Here is a 19824-nt window from a genome sequence, read left to right on the forward strand (position 1 = left end):
AAAGACATCTGCTTTAAAAGTAGATGTCTTTTTTATGGTCTAGATGAATGGCATTTATGTCAACGAACTGCAACAGAGCCTTAAAATGAGGGGCATAATAATTGACGCGCTGTTTTATTGCGGTGGCTTCATGGATCGAATACTCATCCTGAATTGCAATTACATCGATACCAGCAACATTTGCAGCTTCAACCCCAATTAGTGAGTCTTCTACAATTAAGCATTCTGTAGCGCTGATACCAAAATGCTGTAGCGCCTTTAAATACATTTCTGGATGTGGCTTGATATTGGTGACACTTTCTCGAGTTAAGACTAAGTCAAAATCGTGTAAAAAGTTAAGTTTGCTGTAAATTGCCTGATTATTTTGAGCATAGCGTTTCACATTATTCAAACTGGTTGTAGTGGTTAATGCAACTGCTATGCCACAGGCTTTTAAGCTTTTCACATATTGATCTGCTTGTGGCTTCAGTCGAACAATATGATCTAGAAAATGCTGAGAAATCGCATAGCGTTGCACTTTAATCTGCTCTGCACTTAGCTGTGAAATTCTATAACTTTCTTTAAGGAAGTTACAGTATTCTAAGTAAGGGTCTAAACAATGTTTATAGCTTTTTAATTGCTGGTCACGTTGTTGTTGTATGCTGTGTAAGTCGATTTGTTGCTGAGAAAATTGTTGAATTAATTGGGCATCAACCTGATTCCATATCCCGACGGAGTCAATTAAAGTCCCATCTAAATCAAAACAGACTAATTTTTTACCTTTTAGCACGTTTCCATCCTATTGTATTTGTCGCTATTATCTCGTGTACATGCAATAAATAACAATCAAAGCTAATGTATTTTAAAATGATTTGAATGAATTATTTAGCTGATTTTTTGTTGGCTTAGTATGAAAAATATAAAGATATAACCTGCATGTAGATGAGGATGTATTAAGTCTAAAGCATGTGTAACAATGCTAGAAAAAGCAGGTTATTCGCAGTACTATTTCAACAGATTCTTTAAACCAACAATACTGGGATGTATTGTTTAACCTGATTTAATCTGAGGAAAAAAGCTGACGTGTTTGAATTGGACTGTAAGCTTCTAAGTGTATTTTTATATATTTACAAATTTAAAAGTGTTTCTTTGGCTGCTGAGCATTTAGACATGAGTCAGCCGACCGTGAGTAATATTTTAAATAAAATACGTCAGCATTATAAGAACCCACTTTTTTTGCGCATTGGTAATGAAATGTTGCCAACAGAATTGTCTAAGCAACTTTTTCCACTCGTGAGTGAAGCTTTAAGTAAGATTGAGGCGATCAATAATTTTAGTATTGATTTTGATCAAGCGATTTCAGATCAGCAATTTACTCTAGCTATGACCGATGTATCACATTTGGTCTTATTGCCTAAAATTTCGCAATATTTAAAAAAAAATGCCTCTCATATCAGACTCAATGTTCGCCCAATTACCACAGAAACCAGTTATCAAATGGCCAATGGTGAAATTGATTTGGCATTGGGCTTTTTGCCTCATTTGGAAAATGGTTTTTATCAACAAAAATTATTCGAGCAATATTATGTGGTTATTGCTGCCAAGGATCATCCACGTTTAACAGGTGAACATCTAACAACAGAGCAGTATTTGGCAGAATCTCATATAGATATTGATGCAGGGATGGGGCACTATCATATTGAAAATGAATTAATGAGTCTGGGCCTTAAGCGTGACATATTAATGCGTTTGCCGAGTTATTTGGGTGTTGGGCTGGTGGTGCAAGATACAGATGCGATTGCTACAGTGCCGTATTATCTCAGTGAAGTCTTACTGTCACGTGGTAATTTAAAAATTTTTGATGCTCCTATTGTTTTTCCAAGCTATGGTGTGAAGCAATATTGGCACATGTCTTGTCATCATAAAGCGAGCCATCAATGGCTACGTAATATGTTCCATGAAATCTTAGTGAAGTAAAAAGTACGATTAAAAGATCTCGCTCAGAGAATTGATTGCTAGATGTTTAGTGAATAAAAGCATAAGTATTCCACTAATAGATAAATGCAAATTTGTGCTAAACATTGTCAATTAACTTATTTTTCATCATAAGACTGACTCATTAATATGTGAATTAGTAATCACTTTTAATGAAAAAATATGAGCAGCAAATCAAAACCTTTAATTATTACGGCGATCGTCATTGTGGCGATTGCTGCTTTTGTTTATTTTCAAACTAAAAAATCTACTCCTGACACTTCAACGGCTGCAATTGCGCAAAAAGATCAAAAAGCGGTAGTTATTGCGTATCAAACAGGCGTTGATCCGAGCAAAGTGGCACAGGCCAATGGCGATTATGAAAAAGATAGCCAACAAAAAATTGAGTGGAAAAAATTTGATACGGGCGCAGACGTTGTAAATGCTTTGGCATCAGGTGATGTCAGTATTGGCAATATTGGTACCAGTCCTTTAGCGGCTGCTGCCAGCCGTGATTTACCTATTGAAGTATTTTTTGTGGCAGCCAAACTTGGTGCTTCAGAAGCCTTAGTGGTGAGCAATAAATCAGGCATTCAAAAACCTGAAGACTTAAAGGGTAAAACCATTGCTGTGCCTTTTGTTTCTACAGCACATTACAGCCTGCTTTCTGCATTGAAGCATTGGAATTTATCTGATGCTGAGGTCAAAATTATTAATTTGCGCCCGCCTGAAATTTCTGCGGCGTGGGAGCGTGGCGATATTGACGCGACTTATGTATGGGAACCTGCTTTAAGCAAGACGAGTGCCACAGGTAAAGTTCTGACCGATTCTAAGCAAGTTGCAGAATGGGGTGCGCCAACCTTTGATGTATGGGTGGTTCGTAAAGACTTTGCAGAGAAAAATCCAGAGTTTTTAAAATCTTTCGTTCAAACTTCTTTAAAGAAAATAGATGAATACAATCAAGATCCGAAAGCGTTTGAAGCGAATACTGCTTATATCAATAGCATTGCGCAATTAACCGGTTCTGATGCGAAAGATATTCCATTACTGCTATCAGGCAATATTTATTTGAATCAGCAGCAGCAAGCTCAAAGTTTCAGCACAGATTTTGCCAAGAATATTTTAGATACAGCGACCTTTTTAAAAGCCCAAGGCAAAGTAGATAAAGTCAAAGCCGATTATAAGGGCAATGTAACAGCCTTATTTGTTCAGCCTTAAGGATGTGAAAATGAGTATCTTAAAAGCGGAAAATATTAGCCTGACCTATCCAGAAAAAGAGGTGGCTGTACTAAAAAATATCAATTTGGACGTGCCTGAATCGACTTTAACGGTTGTACTTGGTGAATCGGGCTGCGGTAAAACGACGCTTTTAAATATTTTGGCGGGTTTTCAGCAGGTGAGCGCAGGCCAAGTCAAAATTGATGATGAAGTTTTAACAGCTCCAGATGCAAGACGTGCGGTGGTCTTCCAAGAACATGCTTTGCTGCCGTGGCTCAATGTGTCAGATAACGTGGCATTTTCCTTGAAATTAAAAGGCTTAAAAAGTACAGAGATAAAGTCACAAGTTGCATCAATTTTAAACACCGTCGGGCTGTCGCATGTAGCAAATGCCAATATTTGGGAGCTTTCAGGCGGTATGAAACAACGCGTCGGTATTGCACGTGCCTTGATTAGTCATGCACCGTTTATTTTGCTGGATGAACCTTTTGCAGCACTTGATGCATTTACCCGAGAAAGCATGCAGGAGTTTGTGCTGAATTTATGGATTAAAGAGAAGAAGGGCTTCTTTTTAATTACCCATGATATTGAAGAGGCGCTTTTGTTAAGCAATCAATTGGTACTGATGACAGCGCGCCCGGGGACAATTGTTGAAACGCTCAAGCTGGATTTTGCTGAGCGCTATAGAAAAGGTGAATCTATACGTGTGATTAAATCTGATCCGCAGTTTATTCAGCTGCGTGAAATGTTGTTTGAACGCTTAAAAGCGCAAAAATTACACGCGGTGGTAATATGAATACGCAAATTCAAAAATTAAATAAGGCTCATCTAAGCGAAAATCGTGCAGAAACAGTAGCATTAAACAAAAGTACGTCTATTTCTATATTTAGAAAAAATTTGCCACTTATTGTGAGCATCGGCAGTGTACTGAGCTTACTGGTACTTTGGTTTGTCGTAACCACGTTGAAAATTATTCCTGAGCTGTTTTTACCAAGCCCAGCAGCGGTATGGCAGAAGTTTATTGAAGTCAGCCAGCAAGGTTTTATGAAAGCCACGCTTTGGCAGCATTTGGCTGAAAGTATTGGCCGTGTGTTTAGCGCACTCATTGCTGCCATTGTGATTGGTGTACCTTTGGGTTTATGGATGGGACTGAATAAATGGGTACGCGCTGTATTTGATCCACTAGTGGAGCTACTCCGTCCCATTCCACCGCTTGCATACTTACCGCTTTTGGTGATTTGGTTTGGTATTGGTGAAACCACCAAAGTGTTGCTGATTTTCTTTTCAATTTTGGCGCCAATTATTATCAGCAGTGCCCATGGTGTGATCAGCCACCAAAAAAACCGTGAACGTGCAGCATTATCTTTAGGCGCAACGCGCTTGCAGGTTTTGCAATATGTGATTTTACCTACAGCTTTGCCGCACATATTAACGGGTGTGCGCATTGGCTTGGGCGTGGGCTGGTCAACACTAGTGGCTGCAGAATTAGTTGCTGCTGATCGCGGTATTGGTTTTATGGTGCAGTCAGCTGCTCAGTTCTTAATTACAGATACTGTGATTCTTGGAATTATTGTGATCGCGATTGTCGCAGTAAGTTTTGAGTTATTTTTACGTTGGCTGCAAAAGCAGTTGGCGCCTTGGTATGGCCAACAGCTGTAAACAGATTTAGAGATTGAAGAAGATTTAATTATGTCATTGCAAGCAAAGCAAATTAATCCAAACATTGGCGCTGTTATTGAAGGTATCGATTTAAACCATGCCGATACACCGTTGCTGCTGGAAATAAAACAAGCGCTATTGCAGCATCAAGTGATCTTTTTTAGAAAGCAGGCGCTTAGCGCACAGTCGCAAGTGAGGTTGGCAAAAACCTTTGGTACTTTGCATATTCATCCGATTTACCCTGCGATGGATGATGCACCGGAAGTGATTGTATTGGATAGCCATAGACAAGATTTAAGAGACAATGATCTTTGGCATACTGATGTGACATTTAGTCAAACACCGCCATTGGGCTGTGTGCTGCAAGCCATTAAAATCCCTGAATTTGGCGGAGATACGCTGTGGGCCAGCGGTACAGCTGCTTTTAATGCGCTCAGTGAAGATTTAAAACAGCAACTACGCGGTTTAACAGCAACACATGATATTCGTAAATCTTTTCCATTAGAGCGCTTTGGCGCAACAGCAGTAAACCGCGAAAGGCTTGAAAATAGTTTCCGTAAAAACCCGCCAGTAGTGCATCCAGTTGTGCGTACACACCCAGAAACTGGTGCTGAAGTGTTGTTTGTGAATGAAGGTTTTACGACGCATATTAACGAACTGAATGCACAAGAGAGCGATGCGTTGCTGACATTCTTGTTTGAACATGCGGTGAAGGAAGAATTTCACTTACGCTGGAAATGGCAAGAAGGTGATGTTGCCATTTGGGACAACCGCTGTACGCAGCACAAAGCGCTGTTTGACTATGGCGATGCGCACCGCATTATGCATCGTGCAACTGTGAATGGCTCGATACCATTTTATAAAGCAGCAGGTTAAAAGCGACAGCAGCTGTTTGCAAACATCACAGGAAAGGCCCAATGCTGACATTGGGCCTTTTTATTTTGAAGAAATCTAAAAAAGATAAATTCAAAAATACTTAACCATGATTGCACATGCACAAGGATGATGCATACCTAAGCAGATGCACAGTTCAAAAATAGCGCAATTTAAAATCAATACTGTAGCTTAAGCATCAAAACGAACCCTAAAACCTTAGTAATACGATTTATTTAAATCGTATTACTAAATTGGCACAGCCTTTGCATTTCTACTTACATCATAAAGTGATCTAGGGTTCCGATGCATTTATATGTATGACCGCGACCGAGAGTTCACGGCTTCGTTTTAATTCAAAGCAAAGCTGCACGGAGGGATAAAAGCCCGGGAGGTAAACAGTTAAGAATTAGGCAGAGGCTGCAATGAGCACAAAACATTATCATGACGATAAAGCACTATGGACTGAACTTTTACCGGGTGGACACCACTGGTCAGCGCGTATTCAGCGTGGCGCTGTATTACAGCTTAAATCGCTAGGGCAAAATGCCAATGTGGCGCTTTACTGTGTAAATAGTGAAGATAAGCTCGAACGCTACAACATGCCAGATAGCCTTAAAGGGCAGCACACGGCATATTTAAGTACAGGTCATATTTTGGCATCGGATTTAGGCCGTGCCATGATTTCGATTGTGAAAGATGATCACGCTTGGAATGATGCTTTTTGTGCACCAAGTACGGCATCGCAAATTGAAAAACAATACGGCAGCAAAACTTTCCAAGATGCCCGTAATGATATGTACCGTAATGGCAAAGATAGCTTATTGCTTGAAATGACCAAGTTTGGCTTATATGCAACTGACCTCAGCAGTACCTTAAATTTATTCTCTAAAGTTCAACCTGATGACAATGGCAACTTAAGTTATGTTGCTTCGGACAACACTGATCAAGTGATTGAACTTCGCTTTGAAATGGATTGTTTGGTCTTTTTATCTAGTGCACCACATGGATTATCTCAAGCAGAAGAATATAACCCTGCCGATGTACAACTAAGCTTATTTAAGGCATTGCCTTTGGCAGATACAGATGTTTGCCGTGATTCTTGCCCGCAAAATCAACGTGCTTTTCAAAATAATAAACGCTATTACGCTTTAACGGCTTGAGGGGAATGATCATGACTGCATTAGTAAATCCAACACAAAATTTTGAAAAATCAGTGTTAAGCGAAGTATGTCCTGCTGGCGAAGCATGGATGTGCGAAGTCAAAAAAGGGCAATATTTCCGTATCGTTGACCTCGAAGGCAATCAAGCGGTGGATACGCTATTTATCTCTAGCCAAAACCCTGAAGAGCGCTATAGCGCAACGGATACCTTAGCCATTAACCAACAGATTTATTTAGAAAAAGGCACAGCGCTATACACTAACTTTGGCAACAAAATTGCTACCATCCATGACGATAATTGTGGCCGTCATGACACCTTAGGCGGTGCATGTTCATGTGAAAGCAACACTGTTCGCTATGCACATGACAAATTTCCAATGCACAGTTGCCGTAATAATTTCATGATTGCTCTGTCGCAACATTCGATTGCCAAAAAACATGGCTTAAATGTGCGCCATATCGGTCCAAATATTAACTTCTTTATGAATGTGCCTGTGACAGCGGAGGGTCATCTTAAATTTGATGATGGTATTTCTGCACCGGGTAAATATGTCGAGATTAAAGCTGAAATGGATTTAATCGTCCTCATTTCTAATTGTCCACAACTGAATAACCCATGTAATGCCTATAACCCAACAAAAATTCAATTGATCATTCGTGAAGGTGAGGAGTAATACCATGTTTAATAAAGTCCTCATTGCCAACCGTGGTGCAATTGCTTGCCGTGTGATTCGTACACTTAAAAAATTAGGCATTCAATCTGTTGCTGTGTATTCAGAAGCAGACCGTGATTCTTTGCATGTGACCTTAGCTGATGAAGCTGTATTTATTGGTGATAGTCCTGCCAGCCAAAGTTATTTAAATATTGATAAAATTTTAGAAGTTGCAAAGCAAACAGGTGTAGAAGCGATTCATCCCGGCTATGGTTTCTTGTCTGAAAATGCAGAATTTTGTGATCTCTGTGAAGCGCAAGGCATTGTATTTTTAGGGCCAAATTCGGCACAAATGAAATCCTTTGGCTTAAAACATACGGCGCGTGAACTCGCGATTCAAGCCAATGTACCACTTCTTCCCGGTAGTCAGCTTTTGGCAGATGAAGCTGAAGCACTGCTTGAAGCCAATCGTATTGGCTATCCAGTGATGCTGAAAAGTACAGCAGGCGGTGGCGGTATTGGTATGCGTTTGGTGTGGAATGAAGAAGAGCTGAAAGATGCTTATTCTACAGTGTCATATCTTGCCCAAGCCAACTTTAAAGACGCAGGTTTATATTTAGAGAAATTTGTACAGAATGCCCGTCATATCGAAGTTCAGATTTTTGGTGATGGTAATGGCTTAGTCTTGGCACTTGGCGAGCGTGATTGTTCGGTACAACGTCGTAACCAAAAAGTGGTGGAAGAAACCCCAGCACCACATATCAATGATGAGCAACGTGCCTATATTCAATCGGTCGCGATTGGGCTGATGCAGTCGGTGAATTACCGTTCGGCAGGTACAGTTGAATTTGTAATGGATACCGACACACAGGAATTCTATTTCTTAGAAGTGAATACCCGTCTGCAAGTTGAACATGGCGTGACGGAGCAAGTGTTTGGTGTAGACCTTGTGGAATGGATGGTCACTCTCGGTAGTGGCGATTGGATTGCACCAACAGCAGAACTTGTGTCTAACGGTCATTCGATTCAAGTGCGTTTATATGCGGAAGACCCAATCAAAAACTTCCAACCGAGTGCAGGGCTTTTAACGCATGTTGATTTTGATGCCAATGCACGTAATGAAACTTGGGTTGAAACGGGTTCGAATGTATCGTCATTCTATGATCCGATGATTGCGAAAATTATTGTGACAGCGGATGATCGAGATTCGGCAATTGCTGCAATGACCGAAACACTCGGCAAAACATCGGTTGCAGGTATCGAAACCAATCTTGAATATCTACAAAATATTATCGACTGCGATGTATTTAAAGCCGGTACGCAAACCACACGTTTCTTAAATACATTCGACTGGAAAACCCAAAAAATTGAAGTGTTACAATCAGGCATTCAGACTTCTGTGCAAGATGTAACAGGGCGTTTGGGCTATTGGGATGTCGGTGTACCGCCATCAGGTGCGATTGATCCATTGTCCTTAAATGTGGCTAACCAATTGTTAGGAAATGCATTTAATACAGCAGGCTTGGAATGTACCCTACAAGGCCCAAGTTTAAAATTCCATTGCGATAGTCAAATTGCCATTACTGGCGGCGATATGGTGGCAACGCTTGATGGTGCAGCCGTACCCATGTGGCAGACTGTGAATGTACGCAAAGGTCAGGTGCTTAAAACAGGTAAAATTGCCACAGGTTGCCGTAGTTATATCGGGATTAAAGGCGGTTTGAATGTACCTGAATATTTAGGCTCACAAGCGACCTTTACTTTGGGGCAATTTGGCGGTCATGCAGGACGTAACTTATTGATTGGTGATATGTTGCCAATTACAGCGTACACAACAACTGAAACTACTGCTTTAAGTGCAGATCAAATCCCAACATTCTCAAATACTTGGGAAATTGCGGTGATGTATGGCCCACATGGTGCGCCTGATTTCTTCACCAAACGTGATATTGATACCTTCTTTAAACAAGAATTTGAAATTCACTTTAATTCAAGCCGTACAGGTGTGCGTTTAGTTGGTGAAAAACCTGAATGGGCACGTATTGATGGCGGTGAAGCAGGTCTGCATCCATCCAATATTCATGACAATGCCTACGCGATTGGCGCGATTGATTTCACTGGGGATATGCCGATTATTTTAGGCCCAGATGGCCCAAGTTTGGGTGGCTTTGTCTGTCCTGCAGTGATTGTTAGCTCTGAACTGTGGAAAGTCGGTCAGCTTAAAGCTGGTGATAAAGTCAAATTCGTGCCGATTTCGTATGATCAAGCGCAGATACTGAATCAAAAATACAGCGCAGGATTTAAAGACACTGAGCTTGCACAGGTCGATTTTTCTGCAAGTTTTAGCGCAGAAATGGATACCTTAGAGGATGCAATTTTAGCAACCCAAGCAGGTGAAAATGCTGCGCCTGATGTAGTGTATCGTCCTGCGGGTAATAGCTACATGCTGGTAGAATATGGCGAATTGGTTTTAGATCTAAACCTGCGTTTCCGTATTCATGCATTGATGCAATGGGTGAAAGATCAAAATATTGCAGGGATTATTGACCTTACACCGGGCATTCGTTCGCTACAAATCCATTTTGATTCTTTGGTTTTAGATCAAAAAGCTTTGTTGGCATTATTACAACAAGCAGAAAGCGAATTGCCAGATGTGACGGAAATGGAAGTGCCATCACGTACGGTTTATTTACCGCTGGCATGGGAAGATTCGCAAACGCAATTGGCGACTGAACGCTATATGCAAACTGTGCGTCCAGATGCGCCGTGGTGCCCTGATAACGTTGAGTTTATTCGCCGTATCAATGGTTTAGCATCTAAACAAGCCGTTAAAGATGTGGTGTATAGCACCAACTATTTAGTGATGGGCTTGGGTGATGTGTACTTAGGCGCACCTGTAGCCACACCGCTTGATCCACGCCATCGCCTCGTGACCACCAAATATAACCCTGCACGTACGTGGACGCCTGAAAATGCCGTGGGTATTGGCGGTGCGTATATGTGTGTCTATGGCATGGAAGGCCCCGGTGGTTATCAGTTTGTCGGTCGTACCACGCAAATGTGGTCTCGTTACCGTAAAAACCCTGACTTTGAACAAGGTATGCCGTGGTTATTGCGCTTCTTTGACCAAATTAAGTTTTATGAAGTCTCTGAGTCTGAGCTTATGCAAATGCGTGAGGACTTTAAAGCAGGCCGCTTAAAACTGCGTGTGGAAGAAGGCATACTGAACCTGAAAGAATATAACGAATTCCTGACTGAAAATGCAGAATCTATTTCTGCGTTTAAGTCTGTGCAACAAGCCAATTTTGATGAAGAACGCCGCCGTTGGCATGAAGCAGGACTTGCAGAGTATGTTTCTGAAAGTTTGGATGCGGTGACTGATGATAGTGATATTCAAATTCCAGAAGGTGGTTGTGCGGTAGAATCTCACATGCCGGGAAGTATTTGGAAAATTGAATGTAAATCGGGTGATATTGTGGAAGAAGGTGCAACCTTAGCGGTAATTGAAGCGATGAAAATTGAGATTCCAATTATTGCACCTGAGCGCATGATAGTTTCGGAAATTACCATTGAAAAAGGGCAGACGGTGAAAACAGGGCAGGTGTTGTTTACGTTGTCGCCAGTGGCATAAAAAATCCTCCTTAACCCTCCTTTCAAAATGGAGGCAATTTTAAGACCGTCCATAAGGGCGGTTTTTGATTAGTGCTTGCTTATAACGACAATTGTCGATATGATAAATTTAATACAGCCGCCACGCTTAGTTCTTCTTTGGAAGTCCGCGCAACCTTGGCGGTTTTTTATGCTCAAATATAATGAATTATGCTGAAAACCTATAATAAAAATCCACTATCTTATACGGAACAGGTCAATCACCTGAAAGCCAAAGGAATGATTATTCATAATCATGCTTGGGCTGAAACTGTACTTTCGAAATATGGTTATTATCGATTGAGTGCATATTGGCATCCTGATCGAATTTATATCGATGGTCAAATTACCGATCATTTTAGGTCAGGAACATATTTAGAAAAAGTTGTTCAAATTTATGAGTTTGATACAGAATTAAGATTACATATTTTTAGTGCAATTGAAGTCATAGAAACTTTCTTACGTACAAAAATCACTTATTTTATGGCTCATCAATATGGTGCATTTGGTGTGTATTGTGAGGGAAATTTTCATCCAAAATTTAATCATAAGGCATTTATTAAAAATTGTGACAAAGAAGTTGAACGCTCTAAAGATACGTTTATTCAGCATTTTGAACAGAATTATAAGGGCTATCCACACATTCCAATATGGATGCTGACTGAAATTTTAAGCTTAGGTTCATTGTCATTTTTATATCATGGACTGGAAAATAACCAAAAATTAAATAAAGAAGATAAAAAAGCTATTTCACAGCATTTTAATATTCATCACGAGAAATTAGCAGATTGGCTACACATATTAACGTATGTCCGAAATGTATGTGCCCACCATGGACGGCTTTGGAATAGAGAGTTGGCCATTAAAGCGAAATTGGATAAAGATGAAAATTGGCAGTCACCCATCACACCAACCAATAAACGCATTTTTTATGTATTGCTCATATTAAAAACGATGTTACGCCCAACAGGTTTTGACGCAGAGTGGTGTAGTCAAATGAATACTATACTTAAACCGATTTTAAGGGATGAAAATTGGCGTATGGCAATGGGTTTTCCAAATCATTGGGAAAACCATCCAATATGGATTCTTTAATGAATACTCGATTATAAATAAAAACCTTCTTAGGCAGGTTTAGCCGTGATTGAAGCCATTAAAATTGAGATTGCGATTATTACGCCTAATGTATGGTGGTTTTAGAAATTACAATTGAAAGTTGGCAAACGGTGAAAACAGGGCAGGTGTTGTTTACGTTAGCGCCTGTGGCTTGTTGAGATTGTAATAAAAAAGACCGTCCATAAGGACGGTTTTTTCTTATAATAGTCAAAGAAATAATATATAAAATAGGGGTAGTAATGTCTTTTTCAGCACGATTAAAAACTGTAAATAATCAAAATCATGATATCTATCAATTTGCAATCCAATTTTTTTCTCAAATATATTTTGACTTACAAAAAGATTCAGATTTTTCTGGATTAACTAATAATTTTATATTTGCAGATGAAGAAAGCTATACACTAGCCTTAGAAGATCATGGATTAAAACCTAGTGCTGGAAAAGTAGTTGGTGTAGCCATGCATCATATCAACACTGATTATGGAGTTAAACATTACTTATTTTATAACGTAAGTAAAATTGTAGGACTCGTATTTTTAGATAAAAATATTAATGATTTATTTGATATTAATGAAAAAGAAAGATTAGTGCAGTTAGAGCATGCATGGAATATTTCTGTTCATGAGTTAGGACACGTTCATTTTAACAATCGACTCTTAGCTTTAAATTCTAAGGTTGTTTTAGAAAAGGATTTTGACACACGCAATCTATATACTCGATTTCATCATGCAACCCAAAAAGCATGCATAAATGAATATCTTGCCTGTCTATATGCATCCTCCTCAATTAGCATTAACCAGCCCGAAACTTATAGATCACTTCAAGATAACGTATTAATCCATTTTAACGATTGTCCAAATGAAGTAGAAAATGCATTCAAAAAATTCTATCAAACTGGTAATTATGCTGTTTTGATGAATGAAATTTATATGCCTATCACAGTTTTATTAAAATCATGTTCCTATTTTCTTGGTCATATTCATGGATTAAATCAAAACTTTACAGGAACTGATTTATACCGCAATCTACAAGATACTTGGTTTATTGACCATATTCTTCAACTCGAAGAAATCTTATCCGATGCATACGATAAAATACGAAATGATGTATTTGAAGATTCTGATTTAAATAGAATTTCTCGATTACTAGATGATATTGCTAATCTATTTGGAATAAATGCTGCTCCTACACAAGATCAAGATGATGTATACGTAACAATTATTGGTTGATTGAAACGCATTTTGCTAGTTTTCATACCAAAAAAACAACTTAAAGAGATTTCAAATATGGCTAAAAAATTACAAGAACTTTTAGATGCTCGTAGCTCTGAAAGTCGAAATCGAATTTTGGAAGATGTAAAAATAATTTTGAATGATTGTCTTTCGGAAGATGTGTATTTAACAGAACTAGTAGAAGAAGCTAAAAGTGAAAAAGCTGGAAAAATCACTTTAGACGATCTGCAAGATTAAGTTCACAAAAACCACGCTAAAAAGTTAAATAAGCTAAATCTGCAAATTGCAGAACAGTTTATTCGTAAGCTCGAAACCATTTTAGACAGTCCTAGAATACCCAAGTACAAACTCAGATCGGCAGGCTACCGCTTAGTGTTTCAATTGATTGAAGATCGTAGAGAAGTCTTAACTTTACTAAGTTCGTCACTATGAATTTCATACATGAAATACCATTAAAATAAATCATTTCATTCATATGGCACTATCTATTACGCTAAATACAACTTATGTATTTCCCGTTACAAGCTCAAAGCATGGATAGAACAATATGAGCCAAATTAATTTCGCGATCGTCGATCCGCATATTCACCAATGGGACCCATATACCACACCGCATACAGCAGGACGCCTCGTAAAATTACTGGGTAAACACCCCAAACTTATGTATGCGTTGATTCATGCGGTAAAGCCTAAACCGTTATTAGAAACCGTCGGCCACCCAGAACATATATTAAAACCGTATTTACCACATGATTATAAAAAAGATTGCGGGAACTATATGGTGGAAGCCGTGGCGCATATAGAAGCCAGTTGGCATCATCACAAAGGATTTGGTGTGGTGGAAGAAACCCAGTGGATCAAACAGCTGCCATTCCATACACAACAGTTAAAACTTGGCGCTATCGTTGCCACGGCTGATCCGCGCGACCGTAAATTTAAAAAAATCTTAGAGGCGCATCAGCAGGCCAGTCCGTTATTTCGCGGTATTCGAAAAATGGCATCATGGCACCCCGATGCTGGAATTCACCGCTGGTGTGATCAGTCGAATTTATATACGCAGAAATCATTCTTAAAAGGCTTTGAACATTTGACGGACATGCAGCTCAGTTTTGATGCATGGGGCTATGCAAACCAAATAAATGATATCAAAAGCTTAGCGCAAAATTTCCAGAATACACCGATCATGCTTGACCACTTGGCAACACCCGTTGGGCTGTTTGGGAAAGTCGGAAAATCCACGGGATACAAACCTTCACAGCGAAAGGCTATTTTTCAGCAATGGAAAGATGACATCAGCCATTTGGCAGAGCAGAAAAATGTACATGCCAAAATTTCAGGCTTAATGATGCCAGTGCTAGGTCATGGTTATTTTCGTACTAAACGAACAGCAACTGTCAATGAAATGGTCGAGCTATTAAGTCCTATGATTGAACATGCTGTGGCAGTGTTTGGTACAGATCGGATTGTATATGCATCAAATTATCCCATGGATAAACCCAATGCCAAACTGACCGATTTGATAGAAGCTTATATACACATGCTGTCGCCTTATGGGGCAGAAAATTTGCAAAAAATGATGAGAGATAATGCCATCGCATTTTATAAGATGGATTTAAAAAAGACTTAAATACATATGGTTAATGGTGAATATAGAAATGAAAAATTTTAAAGATAAAGTTGCAGCCATTACCGGTGCAGGCTCTGGCATTGGGCAGCAATTGGCATTGCAGCTGGCTGCGCAAGGCTGTCATTTAGCTTTGTCAGATATGAATGAACAAGGCTTGGCAGAAACTTTAGCCTTACTTAAGCAATATCCAGTTGAAGTCAGCTTGTCACGTGTAGATGTGGCCAATAAAGATCAGGTGTATGCATGGGCTGAAGAAAGCTTTCTGCATTTTGGACGTATCAATTTGATATTTAACAATGCAGGCGTTGCTTTGGCGAGCAGTGTAGAAGGTATGACTTACGATGAAATGGAGTGGATCTTTAATATCAACTTTTGGGGCGTGGTATATGGCACCAAAGCCTTTTTACCGTATTTAAAACAAAGCGGTGAAGGCCATATCATCAATACTTCAAGCCTCTTTGGCCTTACGGCGCAGCCAACACAAAGTGCCTACAATGCAACAAAATTTGCGGTTCGCGGTTTTACCGAAGCGCTGCGACAAGAGCTGGATATTGAAGCGTGTAATGTGAGTGCAACCTGTGTGCATCCGGGCGGTATCCGCACCAATATCGCCAACAATGCTAAAATGAGTGACAGTATCCGCTCATTGGGTTTAAACCCTGAAAAGGCCAGCCGTTCATTTAATAAAGTTTTAAAAACACCGCCAGAAGACGCTGCCAAAGTGATTTTAAATGCAGTTCAGCACAATCAGGCGCGTGTATTAATTGGTAATGATGCAAAAATATTAGATTTAATTCAGCGCATTACGCCTACACGTTATGCGCAGGCCATGAATTATTTAACCCGCAAAAAAACCAAGCGCAAATAGCAATTCAATTTAAGATCAAAGAATATGATTAGACTGCTTTGAAAGCGGTCTTTTTTCTTCATTCATTTAAAGGAATCAAATCCAATTTTAAAAAATAATAGCACTGGAAAATAATCGTATATTGAAAGACTTAGAGTTAAATATTATTCATTAATTTATAATTTTAGCTTAAAGATTGAACTTTATAACTTAGTGGGATGTGAGCTTGGGATACTCATATTATAGTTGGAGATGGTCTCTATGTTCTTGCCCCCAAACCGCCATTTGCACCATTAATTTTTCAAGCTTACGACCCGATTCCGTTAAATCATACATTGTCGTCATTCGGCCTGATTCAGGGTCAATACTTTCAATTTTATGTATTACATTATTTAGTTCTAATTCTTTCAGTTCTTTCGAAATCATCCTTGGCGTGATGCCTTGTAGCAGACGTTCAATTTCATTAAAACGTCGTGGTTGCTTAATCATAGTCGCCACAATAGCCAGTTTCCATTTACCATTGATCACATTCATGGCATTTTTCAGCGCCACAATAAACTTCACATTACATTGATCGGCTTCGCTCAAGGTATCCGCATCTTTGGTCATAAAATCACTCATAAACAAATCCTATCTTGCGCTCAATCTAAGGGGATTTCCCATAATAATCACTATACAGCAGTATAGTGAACTTAAATTTTGCCTGCCGTATAACTTTATACACCGAAACAAGAAATATAGGACAGCAGATGATTTTAGTCACAGGTGCCACAGGAAACCTAGGACAAAGCGTCGTTAAACAATTACAGCAACATTTACCTTTAAATGAATTTTCTGTTTTGGCCAGAAGCCAAAACAAGGCACAGCAATATTTGAATCAAGGCATTAAAGTGATCTATGGCGATTTTGATCAGCCACAAACTTTAGAGGAAGCTTTTCGAGGCATAAACAAACTGTTGCTGATTTCAACAATGGAGCAAAACCGATTTGAACAGCATAAAAATGTTATTGATGCTGCAAAAAAAGCAGGCGTAAAACACATATTTTATACCAGCTTGGCAATTCAAAATATTGAGACTTCTGCGGTTAAAGATTTGATGATTAGTCATTTTCAAACCGAGGACTATCTTAAAGCGAGCGGTTTGAAATACACCATTTTACGTAACAGCATGTATGCAGAAGCCATTCCGCAAATTATTGGTGAACAGGCGATTGCAACAGGTTTAGCTTTGGCAGGCGGAACAGGCAAAGTGCCTTATGCATTACGTGCTGAATTTGGTGAAGCTGCTGCAAATGCATTAATGCAGGATGGGCATGAAAATAAAATCTACTCGCTGGTGGGTAGTCGTAAATACAGCTATCAGGATATTGCAGATTTGCTGTCAGAAATTTCAAAGCAAAAAGTGAATTATCAAAATTTAGATGATGCTAGTTATCGAGATATGTTGCATAGCATCGGTTTGCCAGACTTTATAGTTTATTTAACGCATGGCACAGTTGCAGACATTCAACAGCATCAATACGAAGTTCACAGCACAGATTTAGAAAAGCTACTTGGACGTAAAACACCAGCACTCACAGATTATTTAACTACCGTTTATACAACAAATTCGTAATTTTTTTAACTTTATAGGAATACAACAATGAAGCTTTTAGAAGCACTCAACTGGCGTTATGCAACCAAGCAAATGACGGGTGAAAAGCTCGATCAAGCCGATGTTGATTTAATATTAGAAGCTGCACGTTTAGCGCCAACTTCTGCTGGTTTACAGCCATATCATATTATTTCAATTAGCAATCAAGCACTGAAAGAGCAAATTTCACCTGTTGCGTTGAATCAACCGCAAATTACTCAGTCTTCACATCTATTGGTCTTTACTGCATGGGATAGCATTCCAGATGAACGAATTGACGAGCGTTATAATTCAATGAATACAGAGCGCAACTTACCGCTTGATACCACAATGGATGTGGTGCAAAACCTAAAAAATCTATTTGCTGGTTTTACTGAGGAGCAGCAATATCACCATACTGCAAAGCAAGCACATATTGGCTTTGGTGTGGCCATTGCAGCGGCTGCTGAATTGGGTATTGATGCAACGCCTATGGAGCGCTTTGATAAAGAAGGTTTAGATGAGTTACTAGGCTTAAAAGAAAAAGGACTTAAATCTGTTGTGCTATTGGCTTTAGGGCGCCGTAATCCTGAAAAAGACTGGTTACTCGGTTTGAAAAAATTCCGCATATCGCGTGATGAGTTTGTAACGGATATTCATTAAGTACAGTGGTAATAACAAAGCCCCATAGTGGGGCTTTGTTATTTGCTTCATTCATTTCTGCATTTGCCAAATATTGCTAAATACATATTTGTTAAATGTGGTAGCTACTTGTGACTGTCGCCTAAGCCTGATTTTTAAGTGTCATATTGAGCAGTTTATGATGAATAAACCGCAATTTATCCAATACCGGATTTGACAGCGTAAACGGATATGCATCATCTAAGCCCATGCTGCGGTTTAATGCATTTAAATTAAAAGTTAATGTCATCCAATGTTGTAGCAAAAGGTCAAAATCCTGCGCGCCAATTGGATTTTCTTTAAGTTCTAAATTGTTTAAATCTGATTTATTGGTTTTAACCACTAAGCCAGCATAGTAGGCTGTTTCTAAAGTATCCATCATGTGTAAATAATGTGCCCAAGTTTCTGCCCAATCTTCCCATGGATGCGTACTGGCATAAGAGCTTACATAAAAATCGGCCCAGTTTTGTGGTGCACCATCGTTATAATGGCGTTTAAGCGCTTCGTTGTAGTCTTGGCGTTCATCACCAAATAGTTCACGGAATTCGTCAATTAACTCTGGGTGTAAATGTTGCATTAAGTCAAAATAATAATGACCACTTTCATGGCGAAAATGCCCCAGAAGCGTACGGTAGTTTTCACCCATTTTGACCCGTGTTGTTTCACGGTAAATCACATCTGCTTCACTCGCATTGAGTGTAATCACACCTTGAGCGTGTCCAGTCATCACCGGAAAATCTGCTTGTGGCATCAAAAAATCAAATCTGAGACCAAAGCGATCGTTATCGGATCGTTTAGCGCGAGGCATGATATTTAAACGTTGCATTAAATATAAAAAACGGCGTTTGGCATGTTCTAGACGTGCCCAATAGACAAGATGATCTGGATTGTCTAAGGAGGGAATGGTATGTGTCAGCAGGCAAGATTCACAGTAAATTTCACTACTTTCGGCAGGAATAACCCAGTTACAGACTTGATGGTGCTGATAGTTATAGCAAGGTTTGAAGCGTTTACCTGCAATAGACGGATTAAGTGCAAGCCAAAGTGTGTCGCTGTGCTTCGTAAAACCACACATTTCTTTTTCTGAGGCACTATAACCTAAGGTTGTTTTGCAATTTACGCAGTGTGAGTTGGCAAAGAACACCTGATTGCCACAAGTAGTACATGCAAAATACTTCATAAATAACTGCCGTCCTCATGATATGACCTAAAGCGAAGTACAAGCGATCTACGTGATATTTTTACATAATCAAAAGTGTACGACAGCAGTATTTTGTCAGCTTAGCGTGAACAGCAAGCTAAAAAATTGACGGGATTTACTCTAGCTGTATTCCGATACTATTTACTTGCCTGAAATCATGCACAGCTTTGGCAGTATGCACAGCAAAAATGTTAACTAAGCCCTAAGTTTGCGCATACGCATTAAAACTGCGCAATTATTCATCAATTAAAGACAAAAAACAGCCATTACAAGAATAAAAAACTTGGCATGTATTCTGCATTTAATCGGGTATTACGAAAAATAATTTTGGTAATACCAA

General features: G+C 39.3%; 18 protein-coding genes, 1 pseudogene and 1 riboswitch. Of the genes and pseudogenes, 16 read left to right on the forward strand and 3 right to left on the reverse strand.

Annotation, left to right across the window (positions count from 1 at the left end):
* Positions 1-13: 13 nt before the first annotated feature.
* Positions 14-769: an HAD family hydrolase gene (locus tag EXE29_RS01010; protein ID WP_120363683.1), complete on the reverse strand. Its 756-nt coding sequence runs from the start codon at positions 767-769 to the stop codon at positions 14-16.
* A gap of 293 nt (positions 770-1062) precedes the next feature.
* On the opposite strand from EXE29_RS01010, the gene EXE29_RS01015 reads away from it, so the two are divergent.
* From EXE29_RS01015 to EXE29_RS01075, 14 genes and pseudogenes are all read left to right on the forward strand, one after another.
* Positions 1063-1956 (forward strand): LysR family transcriptional regulator, encoded by an 894-nt coding sequence (locus EXE29_RS01015; RefSeq protein ID WP_120363684.1) that lies wholly within the window; start codon positions 1063-1065, stop codon positions 1954-1956.
* 180 nt (positions 1957-2136) lie between these two features.
* On the forward strand, positions 2137-3171 hold the full coding sequence (gene tauA, locus EXE29_RS01020; RefSeq protein WP_120363685.1) for a taurine ABC transporter substrate-binding protein: 1035 nt from the start codon (positions 2137-2139) through the stop codon (positions 3169-3171).
* Positions 3172-3181: 10 nt separating this feature from the next.
* Positions 3182-3967 (forward strand): taurine ABC transporter ATP-binding protein, encoded by a 786-nt coding sequence (locus tag EXE29_RS01025; protein ID WP_120363686.1) that lies wholly within the window; start codon positions 3182-3184, stop codon positions 3965-3967.
* Positions 3964-4830 (forward strand): taurine ABC transporter permease TauC, encoded by an 867-nt coding sequence (gene tauC / locus EXE29_RS01030; protein ID WP_120363687.1) that lies wholly within the window; start codon positions 3964-3966, stop codon positions 4828-4830. The genes EXE29_RS01025 and tauC overlap by 4 nt, the downstream gene beginning before the upstream one ends.
* Before the next feature lie 30 nt (positions 4831-4860).
* Positions 4861-5706 carry a taurine dioxygenase gene (gene tauD / locus EXE29_RS01035; RefSeq protein WP_120363688.1) on the forward strand — a complete coding sequence of 282 codons (846 nt, stop codon included), beginning with the start codon at positions 4861-4863 and terminating at the stop codon, positions 5704-5706.
* 281 nt (positions 5707-5987) lie between these two features.
* Positions 5988-6099, forward strand: a riboswitch (guanidine-I (ykkC/yxkD leader).
* A gap of 29 nt (positions 6100-6128) precedes the next feature.
* Positions 6129-6866, forward strand: a complete 738-nt coding sequence (locus EXE29_RS01040; protein WP_120363689.1) for an urea amidolyase associated protein UAAP1 — start codon at positions 6129-6131, stop codon at positions 6864-6866.
* 11 nt (positions 6867-6877) lie between these two features.
* A complete protein-coding gene (locus EXE29_RS01045; protein ID WP_120363690.1) occupies positions 6878-7540 on the forward strand; it encodes an urea amidolyase associated protein UAAP2 in 663 nt (220 codons plus the stop codon).
* Between the two features lie 4 nt (positions 7541-7544).
* On the forward strand, positions 7545-11150 hold the full coding sequence (gene uca / locus EXE29_RS01050; RefSeq protein WP_120363691.1) for an urea carboxylase: 3606 nt from the start codon (positions 7545-7547) through the stop codon (positions 11148-11150).
* A 188-nt stretch (positions 11151-11338) separates the two neighbouring features.
* On the forward strand, positions 11339-12262 hold the full coding sequence (locus EXE29_RS01055) for an Abi family protein (protein WP_120363692.1): 924 nt from the start codon (positions 11339-11341) through the stop codon (positions 12260-12262).
* Between the two features lie 33 nt (positions 12263-12295).
* Positions 12296-12441, forward strand: a pseudogene (locus tag EXE29_RS17890) (hypothetical protein); the annotation flags it as partial.
* Between the two features lie 81 nt (positions 12442-12522).
* Positions 12523-13512, forward strand: coding sequence for a hypothetical protein (locus EXE29_RS01060; RefSeq protein ID WP_120363693.1), 990 nt, complete (start codon positions 12523-12525; stop codon positions 13510-13512).
* Between the two features lie 57 nt (positions 13513-13569).
* The gene (locus EXE29_RS01065; RefSeq protein ID WP_121530768.1) at positions 13570-13752 is read left to right on the forward strand and encodes a hypothetical protein; all 183 of its coding nucleotides are present in this window, start codon (positions 13570-13572) and stop codon (positions 13750-13752) included.
* 310 nt (positions 13753-14062) lie between these two features.
* Positions 14063-15142 (forward strand): amidohydrolase family protein, encoded by a 1080-nt coding sequence (locus EXE29_RS01070; protein WP_120363694.1) that lies wholly within the window; start codon positions 14063-14065, stop codon positions 15140-15142.
* Positions 15143-15170: 28 nt separating this feature from the next.
* The gene (locus tag EXE29_RS01075; RefSeq protein WP_120363771.1) at positions 15171-16010 is read left to right on the forward strand and encodes an SDR family NAD(P)-dependent oxidoreductase; all 840 of its coding nucleotides are present in this window, start codon (positions 15171-15173) and stop codon (positions 16008-16010) included.
* 219 nt (positions 16011-16229) lie between these two features.
* Here the strand turns inward: EXE29_RS01075 and EXE29_RS01080 are convergent, their stop codons facing one another.
* Positions 16230-16610: a winged helix-turn-helix transcriptional regulator gene (locus tag EXE29_RS01080; RefSeq protein WP_202981942.1), complete on the reverse strand. Its 381-nt coding sequence runs from the start codon at positions 16608-16610 to the stop codon at positions 16230-16232.
* A 128-nt stretch (positions 16611-16738) separates the two neighbouring features.
* Here EXE29_RS01080 and EXE29_RS01085 point away from each other — a divergent pair, with 128 nt between their 5' ends.
* Positions 16739-17605, forward strand: coding sequence for an SDR family oxidoreductase (locus EXE29_RS01085; RefSeq protein ID WP_120363695.1), 867 nt, complete (start codon positions 16739-16741; stop codon positions 17603-17605).
* A 27-nt stretch (positions 17606-17632) separates the two neighbouring features.
* Complete coding sequence (locus EXE29_RS01090) at positions 17633-18265, forward strand: nitroreductase family protein (RefSeq protein WP_120363696.1); 633 nt, start codon at positions 17633-17635, stop codon at positions 18263-18265.
* Between the two features lie 121 nt (positions 18266-18386).
* On the opposite strand, the gene EXE29_RS01095 is transcribed toward EXE29_RS01090, so the two are convergent.
* Positions 18387-19463 carry a zinc-binding metallopeptidase family protein gene (locus EXE29_RS01095; RefSeq protein ID WP_117007386.1) on the reverse strand — a complete coding sequence of 359 codons (1077 nt, stop codon included), beginning with the start codon at positions 19461-19463 and terminating at the stop codon, positions 18387-18389.
* Positions 19464-19824 lie beyond the last annotated feature (361 nt).

The organism is Acinetobacter sp. WCHAc060006 (assembly GCF_004209135.1).
Classification (GTDB): Bacteria; Pseudomonadota; Gammaproteobacteria; order Pseudomonadales; family Moraxellaceae; genus Acinetobacter; species Acinetobacter cumulans.

Bases quoted from the DNA above. Each gene is read 5' to 3' on its own strand.
- EXE29_RS01025 (WP_120363686.1), top strand. From the start codon at position 3,182: ATGAGTATCTTAAAAGCGGAAAATATTAGCCTGACCTATCCAGAAAAA.
- uca (WP_120363691.1), top strand. From the start codon at position 7,545: ATGTTTAATAAAGTCCTCATTGCCAACCGTGGTGCAATTGCTTGCCGT.
- EXE29_RS01045 (WP_120363690.1), top strand. From the start codon at position 6,878: ATGACTGCATTAGTAAATCCAACACAAAATTTTGAAAAATCAGTGTTA.
- EXE29_RS01060 (WP_120363693.1), top strand. From the start codon at position 12,523: ATGTCTTTTTCAGCACGATTAAAAACTGTAAATAATCAAAATCATGAT.
- tauA (WP_120363685.1), top strand. From the start codon at position 2,137: ATGAGCAGCAAATCAAAACCTTTAATTATTACGGCGATCGTCATTGTG.
- EXE29_RS01090 (WP_120363696.1), top strand. From the start codon at position 17,633: ATGAAGCTTTTAGAAGCACTCAACTGGCGTTATGCAACCAAGCAAATG.
- EXE29_RS01085 (WP_120363695.1), top strand. From the start codon at position 16,739: ATGATTTTAGTCACAGGTGCCACAGGAAACCTAGGACAAAGCGTCGTT.
- EXE29_RS01095 (WP_117007386.1), bottom strand. From the start codon at position 19,463: ATGAAGTATTTTGCATGTACTACTTGTGGCAATCAGGTGTTCTTTGCC.
- EXE29_RS01080 (WP_202981942.1), bottom strand. From the start codon at position 16,610: ATGAGTGATTTTATGACCAAAGATGCGGATACCTTGAGCGAAGCCGAT.
- tauD (WP_120363688.1), top strand. From the start codon at position 4,861: ATGTCATTGCAAGCAAAGCAAATTAATCCAAACATTGGCGCTGTTATT.
- EXE29_RS01040 (WP_120363689.1), top strand. From the start codon at position 6,129: ATGAGCACAAAACATTATCATGACGATAAAGCACTATGGACTGAACTT.
- EXE29_RS01075 (WP_120363771.1), top strand. From the start codon at position 15,171: ATGAAAAATTTTAAAGATAAAGTTGCAGCCATTACCGGTGCAGGCTCT.
- EXE29_RS01065 (WP_121530768.1), top strand. From the start codon at position 13,570: ATGGCTAAAAAATTACAAGAACTTTTAGATGCTCGTAGCTCTGAAAGT.
- tauC (WP_120363687.1), top strand. From the start codon at position 3,964: ATGAATACGCAAATTCAAAAATTAAATAAGGCTCATCTAAGCGAAAAT.
- EXE29_RS01055 (WP_120363692.1), top strand. From the start codon at position 11,339: ATGCTGAAAACCTATAATAAAAATCCACTATCTTATACGGAACAGGTC.
- EXE29_RS01070 (WP_120363694.1), top strand. From the start codon at position 14,063: ATGAGCCAAATTAATTTCGCGATCGTCGATCCGCATATTCACCAATGG.